Source organism: Streptomyces sp. NPDC048338 (genome assembly GCF_043201055.1).
Lineage (GTDB): Bacteria > Actinomycetota > Actinomycetes > Streptomycetales > Streptomycetaceae > Streptomyces.
Genome location: NZ_JBICYQ010000003.1, coordinates 533,126 through 554,957 on the forward strand (window position 1 = coordinate 533,126; position 21,832 = coordinate 554,957).

19 protein-coding genes and 1 riboswitch are annotated in these 21,832 nt (G+C 70.5%); of the genes, 9 read left to right on the plus strand and 10 right to left on the minus strand.

The features are described from left to right. Positions 1–8 precede the first annotated feature (8 nt). The 5 genes from ACGFZF_RS10015 to ACGFZF_RS10035 form a co-directional block, all read right to left on the minus strand. Positions 9–488 (minus strand): NUDIX domain-containing protein, encoded by a 480-nt coding sequence (locus tag ACGFZF_RS10015; RefSeq protein WP_393552745.1) that lies wholly within the window; start codon positions 486–488, stop codon positions 9–11. Positions 489–523: 35 nt separating this feature from the next. Continuing rightward, positions 524–1,420, minus strand: a complete 897-nt coding sequence (locus tag ACGFZF_RS10020) for a LysR family transcriptional regulator (protein ID WP_393552748.1) — start codon at positions 1,418–1,420, stop codon at positions 524–526. Between the two features lie 244 nt (positions 1,421–1,664). Then, positions 1,665–2,816 (minus strand): cystathionine gamma-lyase, encoded by a 1,152-nt coding sequence (locus ACGFZF_RS10025; protein WP_393552751.1) that lies wholly within the window; start codon positions 2,814–2,816, stop codon positions 1,665–1,667. Next, entirely contained in the window at positions 2,813–3,301 is a 489-nt protein-coding gene (locus ACGFZF_RS10030; RefSeq protein ID WP_393552755.1) for a low molecular weight protein-tyrosine-phosphatase, read from the minus strand. The genes ACGFZF_RS10025 and ACGFZF_RS10030 overlap by 4 nt, the downstream gene beginning before the upstream one ends. A 6-nt stretch (positions 3,302–3,307) precedes the next feature. Then, entirely contained in the window at positions 3,308–3,685 is a 378-nt protein-coding gene (locus ACGFZF_RS10035; RefSeq protein WP_393552758.1) for a phage holin family protein, read from the minus strand. Positions 3,686–3,734: 49 nt separating this feature from the next. Here ACGFZF_RS10035 and ACGFZF_RS10040 point away from each other — a divergent pair, with 49 nt between their 5' ends. The 4 genes from ACGFZF_RS10040 (at position 3,735) to ACGFZF_RS10055 (ending at position 6,116) form a co-directional block, all read left to right on the plus strand. Then, positions 3,735–4,052, plus strand: a complete 318-nt coding sequence (locus ACGFZF_RS10040; protein ID WP_356601416.1) for a cupin domain-containing protein — start codon at positions 3,735–3,737, stop codon at positions 4,050–4,052. Positions 4,053–4,272: 220 nt separating this feature from the next. Further along, positions 4,273–4,491 carry a DUF5326 family protein gene (locus ACGFZF_RS10045; protein ID WP_356601294.1) on the plus strand — a complete coding sequence of 73 codons (219 nt, stop codon included), beginning with the start codon at positions 4,273–4,275 and terminating at the stop codon, positions 4,489–4,491. A 281-nt stretch (positions 4,492–4,772) separates the two neighbouring features. After that, complete coding sequence (locus ACGFZF_RS10050) at positions 4,773–5,543, plus strand: IclR family transcriptional regulator (protein ID WP_393552762.1); 771 nt, start codon at positions 4,773–4,775, stop codon at positions 5,541–5,543. A gap of 138 nt (positions 5,544–5,681) precedes the next feature. Continuing rightward, entirely contained in the window at positions 5,682–6,116 is a 435-nt protein-coding gene (locus tag ACGFZF_RS10055; RefSeq protein WP_356601415.1) for an SsgA family sporulation/cell division regulator, read from the plus strand. Positions 6,117–6,240: 124 nt separating this feature from the next. Here ACGFZF_RS10055 and ACGFZF_RS10060 read toward each other — a convergent pair whose 3' ends face one another. Continuing rightward, the gene (locus ACGFZF_RS10060) at positions 6,241–7,593 is read right to left on the minus strand and encodes a YibE/F family protein (RefSeq protein WP_393552765.1); all 1,353 of its coding nucleotides are present in this window, start codon (positions 7,591–7,593) and stop codon (positions 6,241–6,243) included. Between the two features lie 71 nt (positions 7,594–7,664). Beyond that, positions 7,665–7,811, plus strand: a riboswitch (TPP riboswitch). Here ACGFZF_RS10060 and thiC point away from each other — a divergent pair. Next, a complete protein-coding gene (gene thiC, locus ACGFZF_RS10065; RefSeq protein ID WP_393552768.1) occupies positions 7,804–9,591 on the plus strand; it encodes a phosphomethylpyrimidine synthase ThiC in 1,788 nt (595 codons plus the stop codon). (Overlaps the previous riboswitch by 8 nt.) Positions 9,592–9,742: 151 nt before the next feature. Here the strand turns inward: thiC and ACGFZF_RS10070 are convergent, their stop codons facing one another. The 3 genes from ACGFZF_RS10070 to ACGFZF_RS10080 all read right to left on the minus strand — a co-directional run bounded on the left by ACGFZF_RS10070 (position 9,743) and on the right by ACGFZF_RS10080 (position 13,490). Continuing rightward, positions 9,743–10,573, minus strand: a complete 831-nt coding sequence (locus ACGFZF_RS10070) for a hypothetical protein (protein ID WP_393552771.1) — start codon at positions 10,571–10,573, stop codon at positions 9,743–9,745. 159 nt (positions 10,574–10,732) lie between these two features. Continuing rightward, on the minus strand, positions 10,733–11,965 hold the full coding sequence (locus ACGFZF_RS10075) for a metallophosphoesterase (protein WP_393552774.1): 1,233 nt from the start codon (positions 11,963–11,965) through the stop codon (positions 10,733–10,735). A gap of 418 nt (positions 11,966–12,383) precedes the next feature. Next, positions 12,384–13,490 (minus strand): LacI family DNA-binding transcriptional regulator, encoded by a 1,107-nt coding sequence (locus tag ACGFZF_RS10080; protein ID WP_393552777.1) that lies wholly within the window; start codon positions 13,488–13,490, stop codon positions 12,384–12,386. A gap of 378 nt (positions 13,491–13,868) precedes the next feature. On the opposite strand from ACGFZF_RS10080, the gene hisC reads away from it, so the two are divergent. Further along, the gene (gene hisC / locus ACGFZF_RS10085) at positions 13,869–14,966 is read left to right on the plus strand and encodes a histidinol-phosphate transaminase (protein ID WP_393552970.1); all 1,098 of its coding nucleotides are present in this window, start codon (positions 13,869–13,871) and stop codon (positions 14,964–14,966) included. A gap of 109 nt (positions 14,967–15,075) precedes the next feature. Here hisC and ACGFZF_RS10090 read toward each other — a convergent pair whose 3' ends face one another. Then, entirely contained in the window at positions 15,076–15,483 is a 408-nt protein-coding gene (locus tag ACGFZF_RS10090) for a cyclophilin-like fold protein (protein WP_393552780.1), read from the minus strand. A 203-nt stretch (positions 15,484–15,686) separates the two neighbouring features. On the opposite strand from ACGFZF_RS10090, the gene ACGFZF_RS10095 reads away from it, so the two are divergent. From ACGFZF_RS10095 to cydD, 3 genes are read left to right on the plus strand one after another with little or no spacing between them, the layout of a single operon-like run. Beyond that, positions 15,687–17,195 carry a cytochrome ubiquinol oxidase subunit I gene (locus tag ACGFZF_RS10095; RefSeq protein ID WP_393552783.1) on the plus strand — a complete coding sequence of 503 codons (1,509 nt, stop codon included), beginning with the start codon at positions 15,687–15,689 and terminating at the stop codon, positions 17,193–17,195. An 18-nt stretch (positions 17,196–17,213) separates the two neighbouring features. Continuing rightward, positions 17,214–18,218, plus strand: coding sequence for a cytochrome d ubiquinol oxidase subunit II (gene cydB, locus ACGFZF_RS10100; RefSeq protein WP_393552786.1), 1,005 nt, complete (start codon positions 17,214–17,216; stop codon positions 18,216–18,218). A 37-nt stretch (positions 18,219–18,255) separates the two neighbouring features. Next, complete coding sequence (gene cydD, locus ACGFZF_RS10105; RefSeq protein WP_393552788.1) at positions 18,256–21,792, plus strand: thiol reductant ABC exporter subunit CydD; 3,537 nt, start codon at positions 18,256–18,258, stop codon at positions 21,790–21,792. The last annotated feature ends 40 nt before the right edge of the window (positions 21,793–21,832 follow it).

Genomic DNA, 21,832 nt, shown 5'->3' on the forward strand with positions numbered 1-21,832 from the left:
CTGGGGGCTCAGCCCAGGTCGGGGGCGTGCATCGCGCGGACGCCCTCGATGTTGCCGTCGAGGTAGTGCCGCAGGGAGAGCGGTACGAGGTGGACGGCCGCGATGCCGACCCGGCTGAACGGCACCCGGACGATCTCGTACTCACCGCACGGTTCGTCGATCTCGGGGCCGTGCCGCAGAGAGGGATCCATCGAGTCGAGCCGGCAGACGAAGAAGTGCTGGACCTTCACGCCCGAGACTCCGCCGTCGACGATGTGCTCGACGGTGTCCACGAAGCAGGGGACCACATCGGTGATCTTGGCGCCGAGCTCCTCGTGCACCTCGCGGTGCAGGGCCTCGACGACCGTGGTGTCCGAGGGCTCGACCCCGCCACCGGGCGTCACCCAGTAGGGATCCACCCCCGGCTTGGTCCGCTTGATGAGGATGAGGTCGTTTCCATCGAGCATGATGGCGCGTGCGGTGCGCTTGACCACAGGACGTTCGGTCATGGGAAGAAAATGGCCCGCATCCGGCGTCCTGAAACTCACCAGCCCCCGGCGGCCCGCAGGAGCCACTCGTGCGCCCGCGCGAGCGGGGCCAGAGCGAGGGTTCCGGTGCGGACGGCCAGGAAGTACGTCCGCAACGGTGGAACCGGCGGATCGAGCAGCGTCACGAGGCGGCCCCGCTCCAGAGACTCCTCGCACAGATACCGCGGCAGCACCGCGAGCCCGGCGCCGGCGGCGGCCGACTCCAGGACCGCCCGCAGGTCGGGGACGATGACGGTGGCCGCGGCGGCCGGCTTGGTCTCGAAGACCTCCGCCCAGTAGCGGGCGACGAACGGCAGTGACTCGTGCACCTCCACCACGGGAAGCTGCTCCAGGACCACCGCTCCCTTCCGCAGCAGAACCTCCGGTGCGAGCCGAGCCGCCCAGCGCGGAGCGGCGACCAGGACGTGCTCCTCGTCGCAGAGCGGAGTCGAGGTGAGCAGTCCGCCGCGGGGGCGGGCCGTGGCGATGGCCAGATCGTGATGCCCGGCGGCGAGCCCGTCGAGGACCTCGTCGGCGTTCCCGAGGAAGGAGACCCGCACGGAGAGCCCCTGGGAGACCAGCGGGGTGAGGGCCGGCAGGGCGCGGAGCGAGGTGAACTCCGGTGGCCCGGCGAGATGGAGCGTCCGTGTCCCGCTCGCCTCCTCCTGACCGGTCCCGGCGATCTCGACCAGCGCGTCCAGATGCGGGGCGGCCCGGTGGGCGAGCTCGTCGCCGATGGTGGTGGGCGTGACGCCGCGAGCCTGCCTGAGGAAGAGCGGGCGGCCGAGCTGCCGTTCCAGGGTGCGGATCTGGCTGGTCACGGCGGGCTGCGAGAGGCCGAGCAGGGCCGCGGCGCGGGTGAAGGAGCCGGCCCGGTGCACCGCGACGAACGTGCGCAGCAGGGCGAGATCCATGTCCGCCCCCTCCCGGCCGTGCGGCCGTTCGACTCAGGCGGTCGACTGGCGACGCCTCAGGACCGTCCAACTATAAATAAGTCGATAGGCCTCTGTCGCTACCGTGATTGGACACTGACGCACAGTCAACTAGCCTTGTGCAGGCGGTTCTCCGCGCGTGGAACCGGGGCGTTCCGAGCCATGAGGGGGGAGGCTCGGAGCGTCCCGTTCCGTCCTGCGCGGACTCGGTCCGCGCAGCCCCGGATCAGCCGGCGGCCCCGTCCAGAGCCCGCATCACGTCCGCGATCAGGTCCTCCGGGTCCTCCGCGCCGACCGAGAAGCGGACGAAGCCCTCCGGGACGGAGTCGCCGCCCCAGCGCCCGCGTCGCTCGGCCGTGGACCGCACGCCGCCGAAGCTGGTGGCGTCGTCCACGAGACGCAGTCCGTCCAGGAAGCGCTCCGCCACGGCCTTGTCCGGCAGCACGAACGACACCACGGGCCCGAAGCGCCGCATCTGGGACGCCGCGACCGTGTGCGAGGGGTCGCCGGGAAGTCCGGGGTAGCGCAGTCCGGTCACGTCCTCGCGCTTGGAGAGGGCCTCCGCGAGCGCCAGGGCGGTGGTGCACTGCCGGTCGATGCGGAGCTGGAGCGTGGCCAGGGAACGGTGGGCGAGCCAGGCCTCCATCGGGCCGGGGATGGCGCCGACGATCTTGCGCCAGCGCCGCACCTCCGCCGCGAGCCGCGGGTCGCGGCAGCTGACGTGCCCGAGGAGGATGTCCCCGTGGCCGGTCATCCCCTTGGTGTCGCTGGCGACGGAGAAGTCCGCGCCCAGCAGGAGGGGTCGCTGGCCGAGCGGCGTGGCCAGGGTGTTGTCGACCGCGACGAGGGCTCCCGCCTCGTGCGCCGCGTCGACGAGGCGGCGGATGTCACAGACGTCCAGGCCGGGGTTCGAGGGTGTCTCGATCCACAGCAGCCGCGCCCCCTGAAGCTCGGACAGCTGCGCGTCGCCCGCGGTCGGCGCGGTGCGGACCTCGATCCCGTACGCCCGCAGCTGTTCGTGGACCAGCGGCAGTGCCTGGTAGCCGTCGGAGGGCACGACGACGGTGTCGCCGGCCTTGAGCTGGGAGAAGAGGACGGCGGAGATCGCGGCCATCCCCGAGGCGAAGACGAGCGTCTCGACCTCCGGCTCCCCCGGCGCCTCCAGTTCGCCGATGGCGCGTTCCAGGTGGGTCCAGGTCGGGTTCTCGTCCCGCCCGTACGTGTAGGGGCCGGTGGGGTCGCCCGGCAGATGGAAGTGGGCGGCGAAGACCGGCCCCGGGAGCGTCGGCTCGTACTTCACCGGCTCGGGCAGCCCCGCCCGTACGGCCCGGGTCCCGTCGCCGAGCGTGCGCCCGCCGTCCGTCGCGTCCGTGTTCATACCGCGCGTTCCTCCATGCTCTCGCGTACGGCGGCGAGGAGTCCCTCGCTCGCCGCCTCCACCATCTCCAGGCATTCCTCGAAGTCTGCCGTGCCGCCGTAGTAGGGGTCGGGGACGTCGAGGCCGTCGGCCACCGGGTCGTAGGAGCGCAGCAGCCTCACCTTCGCCGCGTCCTGCGGTGTCGGGGCGAGCCGTCGCAGGTCCCGTAGGTGTTCCTCGTCGAGGGCGATGACGAGATCGAGTGCCGGGAACCAGCTGGAGCGGAACCTGCGGGCGGTGTGCGCGGTGGGATAGCCGTGCTCCTCGAGGACGGCGACGGTGCGCGGATCGGCCCCGCTCCCCTCGTGCCAGCCGCCGGTGCCCGCACTGTCGATCTCCACCGCGTCGGCCAGGCCGGCCTCCTCCACGCGGGTGCGGAAGACGGACTCGGCCATGGGCGAGCGGCAGATGTTGCCGGTGCAGACGAAACAGACGCGGTAGGTCATCGCCGCTCAGTCCCCGTCGGGCAGAACGACGTTGAGGGCCCAGGACACGACGGAGATGATCAGGCCGCCGAGGACGGCGGTCCAGAAGCCCTCGACGTGGAAGCTGAGGTCGAACTGCTCGGCCAGCCAGGATGTGAGCAGCAGCATCAGGGCGTTGACCACCAGGGTGATCAGGCCGAGCGTGATTATGAACACGGGGAGCGTCAGCAGCTTCACGACCGGCTTGACCACGATGTTGACGAGGCCGAAGACCAGGGCGACGAGGATCAGCGTCCACGCCTTCTTGGCGGTGCTGTCACCGGTCAGGGTGATGTCCTGGAGGAGCCAGATGGCCACGCCCAGGGCGCCCGCGTTGGCGAGCGTCTTGACTACGAAATTCATCATGTGTCTGATCGTGGCAGACATGATCGAGCCAAGGCAGGGGCGAACGGACATGAAGGCATTCCGGCTGGACGAACTGGAGGCGGAGCGCGCCGCCAACGACGGCGCCTACCTCCAGTTCCTGCGCGAGCGGAACATGTCGGTCGGTCTGTACGCGCTGGACGCCGGCTCGCTCGACCCGCAGCAGCCGCACGCTCAGGACGAGGTGTACTTCGTGGTCAGCGGCCGGGCCGCGATCACGGTCGGGACCGAGACCACGCAGGTGGCGCGGGGCAGTGTGGTCTACGTACCGGCTGGGGTGGCCCACAAGTTCCACCACATCACGGAGGACCTCCGGGTCATGGTGGTGTTCTCGCCGCCGGAGGGCTGACCGGCGGACCGGCGGACCGGCGGCGGAGCGCCGCCCGCTCCCGCCGGACGAGCGCGGTGGCCCTCACGTTCCCCAGCGTTCCGTTCCCGGACCCCCTAGGGGGCGGATCAGGGGAGTTCAAGGGCTGCGAGGCCCCCGCGCACCGTGGTGCCGCCCCTAGCATCGGAGGTGTTCGGTGCAGAGCGCGCGGGACGGACTCTTCGGAGATGAGGTAGGGACAATGGCCGTCAAAGAGCTGCTCGCGGGAATGCCCTGGTGGGTGAAGTGGGTCGCCATACCCCTGATCGCCCTGCTCGTCTTCGGCGGACTGATCACCAGCATCGCCGTGTTCGTGATCGGCCTGCTCTTCAAGGTGCTGGTCTTCGTCGCCCTGGTCGGCGGACTGATCTACGTCGTACGGAAGTTCACCTCGTCCTCGACGTCGCGCGAGGACTGGTAGCGGCCGCGACCCACCGGTTCGGACCTGCCGTCGGGCGTTAGCCCGGCCGAGGGAACGCGCAGGTCGAATCAGGGTGGAGGTCCCGGGGCTGCCATTAGAGTGGAATTCCTCTGCCGCCCCGGGGAAATCAGGTGTAGACCTCCACGCCGACCAGCGATTTCCACCCGTTCCGGGCAGGTCCGTTGACGGGACCCCACCGGTTTTCCAGGCCGCGGCGGGCGCGCGGGGGCGGCCCCCGCGGGCGGGTGCAGGGCACCCGTCGACTCGCCTGGGGGTGACCTTTGGCCACGGCTTCGCATTCCGCAGTTCCAACCCTGATCGGCTCGGTGCAGCGGGCACTGAGACTCCTGGAGGCCGTCGGCTCCCACGAGGACGGAGCTCCGGCCAAACAGCTCGCGCGCGAGGCGGGTCTCCCGCTTCCCACCGCGTACCACCTGCTCCGCACCCTGACGCACGAGGGCTATCTGCGCCGCGAGAAGGGTGTGTTCGTCTTCGGCGACGCGGCCGGTCGGCTGGCCGGCGGGGGAGTTCCGCAGAATCGTCGCACCAAGATCGAGGACTCTCTCGCCCACTGGCGCGACGAGATCGGAGTCCCCGTCTACTTCGCCATCTACCGCGAGGGCGAGATCGAACTCGTCGCCGTCGCCGACACTCCCGCCGCCCCCGCGGTCGCCGAATGGGCGGATTTCCGCGAGACCGGTCACGCTCATGCGATCGGCCAGTGCCTGCTGAGTCAACTCGATCTGAGAAGTCGTCAAGACCACCTCGATCGCCACCCGGTCGAAGCCATCACCCCGTTTACGGTGCGTAACCGACCGGCCCTTTTGGAGCGTTTGGGCGGTATGGGGCGAATGGAGCCCCTGGTGGAGCGTCAGGAATATGTACTCGGCACGGTCTGTGCCGCCATCCCCATCACCGCGGGGTCCACGGCCGCCGCGATGGCCATTTCCCTGCCCCTCCACCAGGAAGAACGGTTGCTGCCCGCAGTTGATCGACTACGCAACGAGATCGGAAGGCTCTTCAGCTCCTTCGCGTTCTCTATCAGTATCTGAAAAATCACTCCTTGTGATCTGCTAGCGCTTACAGCACGATTGCGTCAAGAGGGCCATGAGGGATCATTCCTGGCCGTTTTGATCACAGCTTTCAGCAGCCGTGTTTACACAACTGCTCCATCTACTGCGGGGTACATGATGCGAGAGTCGGTTCAGGCCGAGGTCCTGATGAGCTTCCTCGTCTCCGAGGAGCTCTCCTTCAGAATCCCGGTGGAACTGCGATACGAGACCCGGGATCCCTACGCGGTGCGGATGACCTTCCACCTTCCCGGAGACGCCCCGGTGACCTGGGCGTTCGGCCGGGAGCTGCTGCTCGACGGGATCAACGGACCGAGCGGTGACGGGGATGTCCACATCGCCCCGATCGACCCCGAGGGCCTGTCGGACGTCACCATCCGGCTCCAGGTCGGCAGCGACCGGGCGCTGTTCCGCGCCAGCGCTCCGCCGCTGGTGGCCTTCCTCGACCGTACGGACAAGCTCGTCCCGCTCGGTCAGGAAAGGACACTGGGCGACTTCGAGGACAACCTGGAAGCGGCACTCGGCCGGATTCTTGCGGAGGAGAACGCGGGCTGATCCGCGCGAGACCCGGGCCGACAGCGGTCCCGGGAACGCTCCCGCAAGCCCGTCGGCGGCGTACGGACGGGTGAGACCGGGAACGACGGCCCACAGGGCCTGTGCTTCCCCGAGCCTCCCGGACTCACTTCGCCCGCCGGCGGCGTCCGCCCCGGCCGGCCGGCCGCGCCTCGGACGTTCCCTCCCGGTCGGCGGAGACGACCAGCGCCGCGAGGACCGTGGTGACGGGCACCGAGGCGACCAGACCGATCGATCCGACCAGCGTCCGGACGATCTCCTCGGCGACCAGCTCGCTGTTGGCCACCGTCCCCACGCTGCTCTGCGCGATGGAGAAGAGCAGCAACAACGGCAGGGCCGCACCGGCGTACGCGAGCACCAGCGTGTTCACCACCGACGCGATGTGGTCCCGTCCGATCCGGATCGCCGCCCGGTACAGCGCCCGCGGCCCCATCCGCGGATCGGCCTGATGCAGCTCCCACACGGCCGACGTCTGGGTCACGGTCACGTCGTCGAGCACGCCCAGCGAACCGATGATGATGCCGGCCAGCAGCAGACCCGACAGGTCGATCTCCGGGTACAGGCCATGGATCAGACCGGTGTTGTCGTCGGTGTTGCCGGACAGCGACGCCCAGTCGATGAACAGCGAGCCCAACAGCCCGATCAGCAACAGGGAGATCAGAGTCCCCAGCACCGCGACCGAGGTGCGGGCCGACAGGCCGTGGCAGAGATAGAGGGCGATCAGCATGATCGCGCTGGCCCCCACCACCGCCACGACCAGCGGATTCGAGCCCTCCAGAATCGCCGGCAGGATGAAGAAGGTCAGGACCACGAAGCTCGCGGCGAGGGCGATCAGCGCCATGACGCCGCGCATCCTGCCGACCAGTACGACCACGATCGCGAAGATCGCGGCGAGCACCGTCAGCGGCACCTTGCGGTTGACGTCGATCACCGAGTACTGCAGATCGCGCGGGGCGTCGGGCGCGTACGCCACGACCACGCCCTGCCCCTCGTCCAACTGCCGCGGCGCGTCCGGCTGCACGATCTCGACGAACCGACGGCCCGCGTTCGCACCGGTGGTGACCTCGATCGTCGCCTTGCCGCACTCACCCCGCTGGGATTCGACCGCCTCTCGCCCCTCGGGCGTGGAGGTGTCGCCGGTCGGCGGGACCTGGGCGGCGTTCACGTCCTTGCAGTCGACCTTCTCGACGGACACGACACGCCCCTGCTCGGTCTGCCGGTCGAAGCCGACGCCGGTGCGCTCGTGCGCGGGCGTCCCGCCCGGCCACAGGACCACGAGCCCGACGACGACCGCGGTGGCGAAGGGGATCACCACCGCGGCGATCACCTTCCGCAGGTGACGCGAGACCGGAGCGGCCGGACCGTGGGAGTGGGAGTGGCCGTGCGCGTGCCCGCCGTGGCCACCGCCCGGACCGTCGCCGTGGCCTTCGGGTTCGGGGGTCTGCTGGGAGGAAGTCACCGACAGATCATCGCAAGAACGGCGGGGGCCCACTGTTCAGCACGCCAGGGATGACGCTAGCGTGGTGGCACCTTTGCACACGCGGGAGCTCGGAGCACCGGGCTGAGAGGGCGCTGATCACCGTACGCGCGTACTGACGTACGTACGGGAGGAGGCTGCGCCGACCGCCGAACCTGTTACCGGGTAATGCCGGCGTAGGGAGTAGGTCTCATGACCATTCAGGATGCACGCACGCCTGCCGTCGATCAGGGCGACCAGGATCAGGCCGGCCGTACGCCGGGCTGGCACAAGGGGTACATCGAGGGCTCGCGTCCCGACCTCCGGGTGCCGGTCCGTCAGGTGCACCTCACCAACGGCAAGGACGTGACGCTCTACGACACGTCCGGCCCGTACACCGACCCCACCATCGACACCGACGTGCGGCGCGGACTGCCGCCGCTGCGCGAGAACTGGATCATCGGCCGCGGCGACACGGAGGAGTACGCGGGCCGTCCCGTCCGTCCCGAGGACGACGGCATCAAGCACACCTCGCCGCGCGGCGGGCTGAAGAACCTCGACGCCGTCTTCCCCGGCCGCCCGCGCCAGCCCCGCCGCGGTCGCGACGGGCAGGCCGTGACGCAGCTCGCGTACGCCCGCCGGGGCGAGATCACCCCGGAGATGGAGTACGTCGCGATCCGCGAGAACGTCTCCCCCGAGGTCGTCCGGGAGGAGATCGCCGCGGGTCGCGCGGTGCTCCCGGCCAACGTCAACCACCCGGAGATCGAGCCGATGATCATCGGCAAGCGGTTCCTGGTGAAGGTCAACGCCAACATCGGCAACTCCGCCGTCACCTCCTCCATCGAGGAGGAGGTGGAGAAGATGACGTGGGCCACCAAGTGGGGCGCGGACACGGTCATGGACCTGTCCACCGGCCGCAACATCCACACCACCCGCGAGTGGGTGCTGCGCAACTCCCCCGTCCCGATCGGCACTGTGCCGCTCTACCAGGCGCTGGAGAAGGTCGACGGCCGGGCCGAGGACCTGACCTGGGAGATCTACAAGGACACCGTCATCGAGCAGGCGGAGCAGGGCGTCGACTACATGACGGTGCACGCCGGCGTGCTGCTGCCGTACGTCCCGCTCACCGCCCGCCGCAAGACCGGCATCGTCTCCCGCGGCGGCTCGATCATGGCCGCGTGGTGCCTGGCGCACCACAAGGAGAACTTCCTCTACACGAACTTCGAGGAGCTCTGCGAGATCCTGGCGGCGTACGACGTCACCTACTCGCTGGGCGACGGCCTGCGCCCCGGCTCGATCGCGGACGCCAACGACGAGGCGCAGTTCGCGGAGCTGCGCACCCTCGGCGAGCTGAACACGATCGCCAAGCGCCACGACGTCCAGACGATGATCGAGGGCCCGGGACACGTCCCGATGCACAAGATCAAGGAGAACATCGACCTCCAGCAGGAGATCTGCGAGGAGGCGCCGTTCTACACGCTCGGCCCGCTGACCACGGACGTGGCCCCGGCCTACGACCACATCACCTCGGGCATCGGCGCCGCGATGATCGCCTGGTGGGGCACGGCGATGCTCTGCTACGTCACGCCCAAGGAGCACCTCGGCCTGCCCAACCGCGACGACGTGAAGACCGGCGTCATCACGTACAAGATCGCGGCGCACGCGGCCGACCTGGCCAAGGGGCACCCGGGCGCGCAGGAGTGGGACGACGCGCTGTCGGACGCGCGCTTCGAGTTCCGGTGGGAGGACCAGTTCAACCTGGCCCTCGACCCCGACACGGCACGTGAGTTCCACGACGAGACGCTGCCGGCGGAGCCCGCGAAGACCGCGCACTTCTGCTCCATGTGCGGCCCCAAGTTCTGCTCCATGAAGATCTCGCAGGACATCCGGCGCGAGCACGGCGGTGACCTCCGGTCGGACGAGATCGAGGCCGGGATGGCGGAGAAGTCCGCGGAGTTCGCGGCCTCGGGCAACCGGGTCTACCTGCCGCTGGCGGACTGACGCCAGGGCCGGAGACGCACCGGACCCGCGACCCACCGGGGGAGTCGCGGGTCCTCGTGCGTCGTGGCGCGCCGGCGGTGCGCAGCCGGTCGCTTCGGCAGGCCGTCCGTGCCGGGCCAGGGCGTTTCGGGGGCGCGACCCTCCGCCCCGCTCACTCCGGCTGGTGTTCCGGCGGGCCGAAGTCGGGGCTGCTGAAGTCCGGGCTGCTGTACGTCGGTCGGGTGCCCGAGGAACCCTCGCTCGGACTGGAGAAGTCCGGCCCGCTGTAGCCGACCTTCGGTATGCGCGGGGTGCGCTGCTGCGGCGGGGAGAAGGGGGGCGGGGCGGCGTCGGGATCGGCCAGCGCGTCCCGCAGGAAGGGCAGGATGCCGCGTTCGAGCAGCGCTCTGCGCCACGCCGCCCTGGCCAGGGACAGCTCGTCGTCCGCCTCCCCGCCGCCCGGATCGTCCGCCGCGGTGTCCGTGGCGCCGTTGCGCAGCGCCGTGACGAGGATCCCGACGGCCGCGCAGAGCAGTCCGGCGGCCGCGACGGCGCCGAAGAACCAGCTCGCCGTCAGGAGGGTGTCGGCGAAGACGAGCGCCGGGTCGATGACCTTCAGTACGGCCCCGACCAGCAGGAAGATCACCGCCGCCGCGCCCGCGAGCACGGGGGCGAGGACCGTGACGATCGCGACGATGCCCGCGCCCGGGCCACTGGCCCCCGGGTCGCCGTCCCCCGCGAGGACGGCGCCCATGACCCGCGCGCCGGCCGGGGAGCGGCCCTCCTGGCGGACCTTCACGAAGTGGTCGTACTCGACCGCCGCGGCGGTCGTGATCAGCGCTGTCGCGCTCAGGGCCATCGCGCGCAGCTGCGCGATCGTGAGCCGTTTCCCGATCTCGGCCAGATCCGGACGGTCGTGTGCGTTGCGCAGTGCGTCGTCGAGAAGGCGCTCGTACTCGGCGCGGTCCTCGGTCAGCAGGTGCGGAGCCACGTTCATGTGCATCCCCCGATGCTCCGTAAGGCCGGATCGACCGCGTTGAACGGGCAGTTGGGCGGAAACGGAGGAGAGCCTGCTACTGGTGATCCGATGGTATTGCCGTTACGCCACAGGGTGACAGGGGGTTTCCGGAAATCGCCTTCCCCGGATGCGCAGGGTTATGCCTCAGTCCCGCAGCGGGAGTTGGACGACCAGCAGCTTTCCGGCCATGGTCACTCCGCCGTCCATGGCGATCGCCAGACCGTCGGCGTAGACGTGCGGACCGTCGACGACCGGGTCCGAACCGCTCTCGCCGTCCTCGGTGCCCACCTGTCCGAGCAGGTACGGGATGGGGCTGTGACCATGCACGACGCGTCGGCCGCCGTAGGTGCCGAGCAGCTCCTGCACGGCCTGGGGGCCGGCGTCGTCACGGAAGGCGAAGCGCTTGGTGAACTTCCGGAACAGGTCCCAGACCTCGTCCGCGTCGTTCCGGGTCAGGATCTCGTGGACGGTCTCGTTGACGTCCTCGATGGTGTCGCCGTAGTCGAGGTACGCGGTGGTGTCGGAGTGCATCAGGAGGTGCCCGTCCTCCTCGACCACGGCGTCGAGCCGGGACATCCACTGCAGGTGGACGTCCTGGAGGCGGTCCATGTCGTACTTCTGGCCGCCGTTGAGCAGCCAGGCGGCCTGGAAGGTGGCGGTGCCCGCGCCGGAGTTGACGGGAGTGTCGGCGAAACGCTTGGCGCCGATCAGCAGGAGCTCGTGATTGCCCATCAGGGCCTTGCAGTAGCCGCCCGCGGCGGCGGCCTCGGCCGACAGGCGCATGACGAGGTCGATGACGCCGATGCCGTCGGGGCCGCGGTCGGTGAAGTCGCCGAGGAACCAGAGGCGGGCGTTGCCCGCCGCCCAGCGGCTGTCCGCGTCGATGAGCCCCTGCTCGCGCAGCGCGGCGAGGAGTTCGTCGAGATAGCCGTGCACGTCGCCGACCACGTAGAGCGGTCCGGGGCCGTCACCGGCCGCCGGGGCCGGTGCGGGGGACGCCTCGGGCTCGACCTGGACCTGCACGGTGTCCCCGCGGTTGATCACCGGGAGGTCGCGTTCCGTGGGGGTGTACCCCTCGGGCATCTCGCTCTCGGGGAAGGCGTTGCCGGGGTGGCCCGTGGCGACGGCGACGATGGACGAACCGGCCCCGGCGACATGGCCGAGGTGCAGGGTCGGCGCGGAAGGGCTGTGCACGGGCCGGTCGGCCTCGGGAACGGCGCCGACGGCGCCCGCACCCTCGGCCGGCGAGACCACGGAGGCGCCCGTGGGCGGCTCGGCCGCCTGGCCCTGCACGGGTACCCGGGCGTACGGCGGTACGCGGAAGTCACGCAATGTCGCCGTGCGCACCACGGGTTCCTGCCCGGCCCCCTGAGTCATCGACCCCTCCACCACCGTCGCGATGCCCTGCACATCACGGACCGACCTGGTCGGGGTGGTCCACGATGTCGTGCGCCCATCATAGGAATGAGGCTCCTCCTGTGTGACGCACCAGGGGTGATGAATCCGGGTCCACTCCGGGTTCACCGGTTGTTTCGCCCGAATTGGGAAGGTCCAGGCCAGGGAAGGTTCCTGGCCTGGCCCGTGTTTCGGGTCGGATCGTGGCGGCACGGAAGGGCGCCTGCCGTGGGAAACGTGCCGGTCCCGCGCGCCCCGGAGCTCCGCGCGCCCGCCCGTCCGGCCGTTTCCGGAGCAGCGTCACCGGATCGTGGTGCGTGATCCGGTGACGCTGCGCGTCCGGATCCCGTCGGGGGATCCGGACGACGGCGGGTCCGCCGGGGTCCTGCTCTCGAAGAGATCAGTCCTTCGAGGGCGACCGGGGCGGGCTGACCGTGGTGCGCGGCGAACGCCTCTGCGAGGACGTCCGCACGATGAGCTCCGTCGGTATGACCCGCTCGATCGGTCCGTCGGTGTCGATTCCCTCGATGGCGTCGATGAGGAGCTGGACGACGGCCGTTCCGATCCGGCGCGGCTTGAGCGACAGGGTCGTGATGGGGGGTTCGGTGGTGGCGTAGACGGTCGACTCGCTGCAGCAGACCAGCAGCAGATCGTCCGGTACCCGCAGTCCGTAGCGGCGGGCCGCGGCGAGCAGGTCCGTCCCGTTGGGGTCGAAGAGCCCGTAGACGGCGTCGGGCCGGTCCGGGCGGGCGAGCAGCCGGTCGGCCGCGACGGCGCCCGCGCACGGGTCGTGCGCCGGATAGGCCTCGTAGACGGGGTCCTGTCCGACCCGCTCGCACCAGTCGAGGTACGCGGTGGTGGACAGCCGGGTGTACGTGTCGGTGGTGGTGCCGGTGAGGAGGCCGATCCGGCGGGCGCCGGCGGCGGCGAGGTGGTCGAGGAGGTCGAGGACGGCGGCTTCGTGGTCGTTGTCGACCCAGGCGGTCACCGGGAGGGTGCCGGCCGGGCGCCCGTCGGAGACGACCGGGAGGCCCTGGCGGACCAGTTCGGTGACGACCGGATCGTGGTCGGAGGGGTCGATGACGACGGTGCCGTCGAGGGCGACGTTCGACCAGACGTCATGGCGGGAGGTGGCGGGCAGGATGACGAGGGCGTAGCCGCGCGCGAGCGCGGCTGAGGTGGCGGCTCTGGCCATCTCCGCGAAGTACGCGAATTCGGTGAAGGTGAAAGGTTCATCCCCGTAGGTCGTCACGGTCAGGCCGATGAGGCCCGACTTGCCGGTACGGAGCGTGCGGGCCGCCGCGGATGGGCGATAGCCCAGCCGGTCTGCGACCTCGCGGACGTGACGGCGGGTGGCGTCCGGGAGCCGGCCCTTGCCGTTGAGCGCGTCGGAGACGGTCGTGATGGAGACTCCGGCGGCGGCGGCCACGTCCCGGATGCCCGCGCGTCCCTGCCGGCTCCCCCGGGTCTGTGCCCGGCTCACCTGGTGCTTCCCTGCTGCTGTCATGGCGAGCCGATAGTAGGGCGAGGGCGGGTGGTTGGGACGGTCGCATATGCACGCGTTGACAGGCACGTTTCTGCATGATCATTAGCCATCAATCACCTTGGAAATCAAAGGCGTTGGGGGTTCCGACGTGAGACCTGTGCTTGTCGACGTGGATGAGCCTGCCAAGGGGGGCAGGTCTCGAAGAGGTCTCAACTCACCTCTACGGGGGATGCGCGCCACGGCGCCCGCCACCGGCGCGCGCCACCCGGGCCCGCGCTCCCTCGGTTCTCCACAGCGTGTCCCGTCCGTTGTCCACAGCCCATTCGCAGCGGAGGCGAATCCTCATAAGGTGAGGAGTATTGGTGGTACGGACGGTCGAGGAGGACCACAGTGAGTGCAGTGAGCGAGACCGGCGGGACGAGCGCGGGCGGCCCGAGGCTGCGCGCCGTGCTGGACGGCATCCCCACCTACAAGCCGGGCAAGCCGGCCGCCGCGGGCGGACCGGTCGCCTTCAAGCTGTCCTCCAACGAGAACCCGTACCCGCCGCTGCCGGGTGTCATGGAGAGCGCACTGGCCGCCGCCGCGCAGTTCAACCGGTACCCCGACATGGCCTGCTCCGGCCTCATGGAGGAGCTCTCCGAGCGCTTCGGCGTCCCCGTCTCGCACCTGGCCACCGGTACCGGCTCGGTCGGCGTCGCCCAGTCGCTGATCCAGGCGACGGCCGGTCCGGGCGACGAGGTCATGTACGCCTGGCGGTCCTTCGAGGCGTACCCGATCATCACGCAGATCAGCGGGGCGACCTCCGTGCCGGTGCCGCTGACCGACGGCGATGTGCACGACCTCGACGCGATGGCCGCGGCGATCACCGAGCGGACGCGGCTGATCTTCGTCTGCAACCCGAACAACCCCACGGGCACGGCGGTCCGCCGTGCCGAGCTGGAGCGCTTCCTGGACCGGGTGCCCTCCGACATCCTGGTGGTCATCGACGAGGCGTACCGCGAGTTCGTCCGTGACTCGGACATCCCCGACGGGGTCGAGCTCTACCGTGACCGGCCGAACGTCGCCGTGCTGCGCACCTTCTCCAAGGCGTACGGCCTGGCCGGACTGCGGGTCGGCTTCGCGATCGCCCACGAGCCGGTGGCCGCGGCGCTGCGCAAGACGGCGGTGCCGTTCGGGGTGAGCCAGCTGGCGCAGGACGCGGCCGTGGCGTCGCTCCGGGCCGAGGACGAGCTGCTCGGGCGGGTCGGCTCGCTGGTGGCCGAGCGCGAGCGGGTCCACGCCGGGCTCGTGGCCCAGGGCTGGACCGTGCCGGACACCCAGGCGAACTTCGTCTGGCTGCGGCTCGGTGAGCGGACGATGGACTTCGCCGCGGAGTGCGAGCGGCACGGTGTGGTGGTGCGGCCGTTCGCGGGGGAGGGCGTGCGCGTCACCATCGGTGAGTGCGAGGCGAACGACCTGTTCCTGAAGACGGCGGAGGGCTTCCGCCGGGACGCCTGAGGGCTGTCCCGTCCTGCGCGGCGGGTCGGCGCAACGGCGTCGGGCGCCCCTTGGCCGGTCCTGAGCGACGGGGCGCCGCCCAGGTTCCGTCCGGGCGGACGGGGCGCCGCTACCCGTGGACGGCCTCGACGCGGATCGGGTCGCCGTCCCTGACGGTGGCCAGGACGCCCGGGTCGCCGTCCAGCGTGCCCAGCAGGTTGCAGGGACTCGCGAGCCGGCACTCTCCCGCGAACTCCGCCCGCGGGGATCCCCAGCCCTGGGAGATGGGCGTCGGTCCGAAGGGGAGGGCGAGCGCGTCCCCCTCGGTCCAGAAGGCCACGGTGCCCGGCGCCACCACCTGCCGGGCGCCCGCGTCGACGACGGCGGAGACCGGTGTGTCGAAGTAGACCTCCTCGCCCCAGGTCCGGGCGGTGGAGGAGATCGGGAGAACCCCTGCGAGCGCCTGGCTCGTGGGGGTTTCCTCAAGGGTGGCCGTGGTCTGTCCGGCCGGCCAGGAGATGCGTATCCGAAGGCTCATGGCCCGGATTCAACAATATGTTGAAGGTCTTGGGAAGAGGTGACCTTCGGTAGGGGGACCCCCTTGCCGGTACGGATTTCGTATGAGACATAATGCTTGTGAATGTGAACGCGTTCACAAGCGTGTCCCGGTTTGTGTCGGGACGGGTGGCATTCAAGGGGCACACTGCCCCTCATGACCACGGCGTGTAAGGAGAAGTTGACGTGGACCTAGCTCTGGCGCCAGAGACCTTGGCGCGCTGGCAGTTCGGCATCACCACCGTCTACCACTTCCTCTTCGTTCCCCTGACGATCTCGCTCGCCGCGCTCACCGCCGGACTGCAGACCGCCTGGGTGCGCACGGAGAACGAGAAGTACCTCAAGGCGACGAAGTTCTGGGGCAAGCTCTTCCTGATCAACATCGCGATGGGTGTCGTCACCGGCATCGTGCAGGAGTTCCAGTTCGGCATGAACTGGTCGGACTACTCCCGCTTCGTCGGTGACATCTTCGGGGCGCCGCTCGCCTTCGAGGCGCTGATCGCGTTCTTCTTCGAGTCCACGTTCATCGGTCTGTGGATCTTCGGCTGGGACAAGCTGCCCAAGCGGATCCACCTCGCCTGCATGTGGATGGTGTCGATCGGCACGATCCTCTCCGCGTACTTCATCCTGGCGGCCAACTCCTGGATGCAGCACCCGGTCGGCTACCGCATCAACGAGGAGCGGGGCCGAGCCGAGCTCACCGACTTCTGGCAGGTGCTCACCCAGAACACCGCCCTCACGCAGTTCTTCCACACCATGACGGCCGCCTTCCTGGTGGGCGGCGCGTTCATGGTCGGCATCTCGGCCTTCCACCTGGCGCGCAAGCGGCACATCCCGGTGATGCGGACCTCCCTGCGCCTCGGCCTGATCACCCTGATCATCGCCGGCCTGGGCACCGCGATCAGCGGCGACCTGCTCGGCAAGGTGATGTTCAAGCAGCAGCCGATGAAGATGGCCGCCGCCGAGGCGCTCTGGGACGGCGAGGCGCCCGCACCCTTCTCCGTCTTCGCCTACGGAGACGTGGAGAAGGGCCACAACACGGTCGCCATAGAGATCCCGGGACTGCTGTCCTTCCTCGCGAACGACGACTTCAGCTCGTACGTCCCGGGCATCAACGACGTCAACAAGGCCGAGCAGGAGAAGTACGGGCCCGGCGACTACCGGCCCAACATCCCCGTCGCCTACTGGGGCTTCCGTTGGATGATCGGCTTCGGCATGGCCTCGCTGGGCATCGGCATGCTCGGTCTGTGGCTCACCCGGAAGAAGTTCCTGCTGCCGCCGGGGATGCGGACCGGTGAGGACGAAGTGCCGAACCTGGTCCTGTTCAAGCGGAAGGCACTCAGCCCCCGCCTGACCAGGTGGTACTGGATCATCGCGCTCTGGACCATGCTCTTCCCGCTGATCGCCAACTCCTGGGGCTGGATCTTCACCGAGATGGGCCGTCAGCCCTGGGTCGTGTACGGCGTGCTGCGCACCAGGGACGCCGTCTCCCCCGGTGTCTCCCAGGGCGAGGTACTCACCTCGATGATCGTCTTCACCCTCCTCTACGCCGTACTCGCCGTGATCGAGGTCCGCCTCCTGGTGAAGTACGTCAAGGCCGGACCGCCCGAGCTCACCGAGTCCGACCTCAACCCGCCCACCAAGATCGGCGGGGACGACCGTGACCCCGACCGGCCCATGGCCTTCTCGTACTGAGGCTCAGGAGATCGAGGCATGGAACTCCACAACGTCTGGTTCGTACTGATCGCCGTTCTCTGGATCGGCTACTTCTTCCTCGAGGGCTTCGACTTCGGGGTCGGCGTCCTGACCAAACTGCTCGCCCGCGACCGCGCCGAGAAGCGGGTTCTGATCAACACGATCGGACCCGTCTGGGACGGCAACGAGGTGTGGCTGCTGACCGCCGGCGGCGCGACCTTCGCCGCGTTCCCCGAGTGGTACGCGACGCTCTTCTCCGGCTTCTACCTGCCCCTGCTGATCATCCTCGTGTGCCTGATCGTGCGCGGTGTCGCCTTCGAGTACCGCGTGAAGCGCGCCGAGGAGAGCTGGCAGCGGAACTGGGAGCAGGCCATCTTCTGGACCTCGCTGATCCCCGCCCTGCTGTGGGGTGTCGCCTTCGGCAACATCGTGCGCGGCGTGAAGATCGACGCCCAGAAGGAGTACGTCGGCACCTTGTGGGACCTGCTCAACCCGTACGCGATCCTCGGCGGCCTGGTCACGCTCACCCTCTTCACCTTCCATGGGGCGGTCTTCGCCGCGCTCAAGACGGTGGGGGACATCCGGGTCCGGGCCCGCTCGCTGGCTCTGAGGCTGGGACTGGTCACGGCCGCGCTCGCCCTCGGCTTCCTGATCTGGACCCAGGCCGACAAGGGCGACGGCTGGAGCCTCGTCGCCATGCTGGTCGCCGTGGTCGCACTCGTCGGGGCGATCGGGGCGATCAAGGTGGGACGCGAGGGCTGGTCGTTCGCCCTCTCGGGCATCACGATCGCCGCCGCGGTGGCGATGCTCTTCCTGACTCTCTTCCCGAACGTCATGCCGTCCTCGCTCGACCCGGCGTGGAGCCTCACGGTCACCAACGCCTCGTCGAGCCCGTACACCCTGAAGATCATGACGTGGTGTGCGGCGATCGCGACCCCGCTGGTGCTGCTCTACCAGAGCTGGACCTACTGGGTCTTCCGGAAGCGGATCGGCACGCAGCACCTGGCCGACGCCGCACACTGATGTCCGCGGCACCTGCCTCTCCCGAGGGATGTTTCACGTGAAACCGATCGACCCGCGTCTGCTCCGGTACGCCCGGGCCACCCGCTTCTTCCTGGCGGCCGTGGTGGTCCTCGGTCTGGCCGGGGCGGCGCTGGTCGTCGCCCAGGCGATGCTCATCGCCGAGGTGGTGGTGGGGGCCTTCGAGAAGGACCTCGCGCCCTCCGGTCTGACCACGCCGCTCCTGCTCCTGGCGGGAGTCGCGGCGGGGCGCGGACTCGTCTCCTGGCTGACCGAGCTGGCCGCCCACCGGGCCAGCGCGGCGGTCAAGTCGGATCTGCGAGGACGGCTGCTCGCGCGGTCGGCCGCCCTGGGACCGGGGTGGCTCAGCGGGCAGAAGGCAGGGTCGCTGGTCGCGCTCGCGACCCGGGGTGTGGACGCGCTCGACGACTACTTCTCCCGCTATCTGCCGCAGCTGGGTCTCGCCGTCGTGGTTCCGGTGGCGGTGCTGGCGCGGATCGTCACCGAGGACTGGGTCTCGGCCGCGGTCATCGTCGTCACCCTCCCGCTCATCCCCCTCTTCATGGTCCTGATCGGGTGGTACACCCAAGCACGGATGGACCGGCAGTGGACGTTGCTGTCCCGGCTCTCCGGGCACTTCCTGGACGTGGTGGCGGGACTGCCGACGCTCAAGGTCTTCGGCCGGGCGAAAGCGCAGGCCGAGTCGATCCGCGCCATCACGTCCGAGTACCGGCAGGCGACGATGAGGACGCTGCGGATCGCGTTCCTGTCGTCGTTCGCCCTGGAGCTCCTCTCGACGCTGTCGGTGGCGCTGGTCGCGGTCGGCATCGGCATGCGCCTGGTCCACGGCGACCTCGACCTGTACACCGGCCTGGTCATCCTGATCCTGGCGCCCGAGGCCTACCTGCCGATCCGGCAGGTGGGCGCGCAGTACCACGCGGCGGCGGAAGGACTGGCCGCGGCGGAGGAGATCTTCGAGGTCCTGGAGAGTCCCGCGCCGCAGGGCGGCACGGCCGCCGTCCCGGCCTCCGCCGGTCTGGAACTCGAGAACGTGACCGTACGTCACCCGGGGCGGGCTGAGCCCTCGCTGGACTCGGCCTCCCTGACGGTGGCCCCGGGGGAGACGGTGGCCCTGGTGGGGCCGAGCGGGGCGGGCAAGTCCACCCTGCTCGATGTCGTACTGGGCTTCGCCACCCCGGAAGCGGGCGGCACGGTCAAGGTCGGCGGCGTGGACCTCGGCACGCTGAGCCTGGAGGAATGGCGCTCGACGATCGCCTGGGTGCCTCAGCGGCCGTACCTCTTCGCGGGAACCATCGAGGAGAACCTGCGCCTCGCCCGGCCGGACGCCTCCGACGACGCGGTGCGGCGGGCGCTGCGGGACGCCGGCGCGGACGACTTCGTGGCCGAGCTCCCGGAGGGGGCCGGAACCCTGCTCGGTGAGGACGGGGCCGGACTCTCGGCGGGCCAGCGCCAGCGCCTCGCCCTGGCCCGGGCCTTCCTGGCCGACCGGCCGTTGCTGCTGCTGGACGAGCCCACGGCCGCGCTGGACGGGGAGACGGAAGCGGCCGTCGTCGACGCCGTCCGCCGTCTCGCACAGGGCCGCACGGTCCTGCTGGTCGTCCACCGTCCGGCGCTGCTCGCGATCGCGGACCGCGTGGTGCCCATCGGCTCCGCCGAGGCCGCGACGGCGGAGACCGAGCCGGGGACCGCCCCCGGGACGCCGCTGCCGGTTTCCGAGCCGGCCGTCGAGACCTCCGTACGGGCCGGTTCGGCCGAGCCGGGCGCGGAACCCGAAGCGGCGACGGATCCGACGGGCCACACGGGCCGCGGCGCCCTCGCGCGGGTCCGAGCCATGGCCGGCGGACTGAAGGGGCGGATGGCCCTCGCCCTGCTGCTCGGCAGTCTGGCGCTCGGCTCCGCCGTGGGGCTCATGGCGGTGTCGGGCTGGCTCATCTCGCGAGCCTCCGAACAGCCGCCCGTCCTCTATCTGATGGTGGCCGTCACCGCCACACGGGCCTTCGGCATCGGGCGGGCCGTGTTCCGTTACGCCGAGCGCCTCGTGTCCCACGACGCCGTGCTGCGGATGCTCGCGGAGCTGCGCGTCGCCGTCTACCGGCGTCTGGAGCGCATCGCCCCCGCGGGGCTACGCCGGACCCGGCGGGGCGACCTGCTGTCCCGCCTCGTCCAGGACGTCGACGCCCTCCAGGACTACTGGCTGCGCTGGTTGCTTCCCGCCGGCGCCGCCCTCGTCGTCGGGGCCGGCTCCGTCGGCTTCACCGCCTGGCTGCTGCCCGAGGCGGGAGCCGTGCTCGCCGCGGGCCTGCTGACCGCGGGCGTGGCCGTCCCCGCCGCCGGCGGCGTGCTGGCCCGCCGGGCCGAGAGCCGGCTCGCGCCGGCCCGCGGAACGCTGGCCACCACGGTCGTCGACCTGCTCCGCGGCTGCGCCGAACTGACGGTCGCCGGCGCACTGAACGACCGGATCGGCCGGGCCCGCGCCGCCGACCGCACCCTCACCGCCATCGCCTCCCGGCAGGCCGCCGCGACCGCACTCGGCGCCGGCCTCTCCGCGCTCGCCTGCGGCCTGACGGTGGCCGCCGCGGCGGTCGTGGGCGTCCAGGCCGTCCACGACGGCCGGCTGGCCGGGGTCACCCTGGCCGTCGTCGTCCTGACGCCGCTCGCCGCCTTCGAGGCCGTCACCGGTCTCCCGCTCGCCGTGCAGTACCGCCAGCGCGTGCGGCGCAGCGCCGAGCGGGTGCACGAGGTGCTCGACGCGCCCGTGCCCGTACACGAGCCGGAGCACCCCGCCGCGCCACCGAAGAGCCCCTTCCCGGTGGAGGTCACCGGCCTCTCCGCCCGTCACGCGGGCCAGGAGCGGGACGCGCTCAGCGACTTCACGCTCACCCTGGAGGCCGGCCGCCGGGTCGCCGTCGTCGGCTCGTCCGGATCGGGCAAGACGACCCTCGCCCAGGTACTGCTGCGCTTCCTGGACGCCGGATCGGGCACCTACCGCCTCGGTGGGACGGAGACCTCCGCGCTCGACTCCGACGACGTCCGGCGCTTCGTCGGACTCTGCGCGCAGGACGCGCACACCTTCGACAGCTCGCTCCGGGAGAACCTGCGCCTCGCGCGTCCAGGCGCTCACGACGACGAGCTGCGGACCGCCCTGCGCCGGGCCCGGCTCCTCGACTGGGTGGACGGGCTGCCCCACGGCCTCGACACCCTGGTCGGAGAGCACGGCTCGCGGCTGTCCGGCGGGCAGCGGCAGCGCCTCGCCCTCGCCCGGGCGCTCCTCGCGGACTTCCCCGTCCTGGTGCTCGACGAGCCGGCCGAGCACCTCGACCTGGCCACCGCCGACGCGCTCACCGACGACCTGCTGCGGGCCACCGAGGGACGCACCACCGTACTGATCACCCACCGCCTGCGCGGACTCGACGCCGTCGACGAGGTGGTCGTCCTCGACGAGGGGCGCACCGTGCAGCGCGGGACGTACGCGGAGCTGGCCGGGACCGAGGGGCCGCTGCGCCGGATGCTGGAACGGGAGAGGGAGAGCGACCGGCTGCTCACCGCGCCGCGCTAGCTCCTGTCCGGGCGGTCGTCGCGGGCCCGAGAAGATCGCC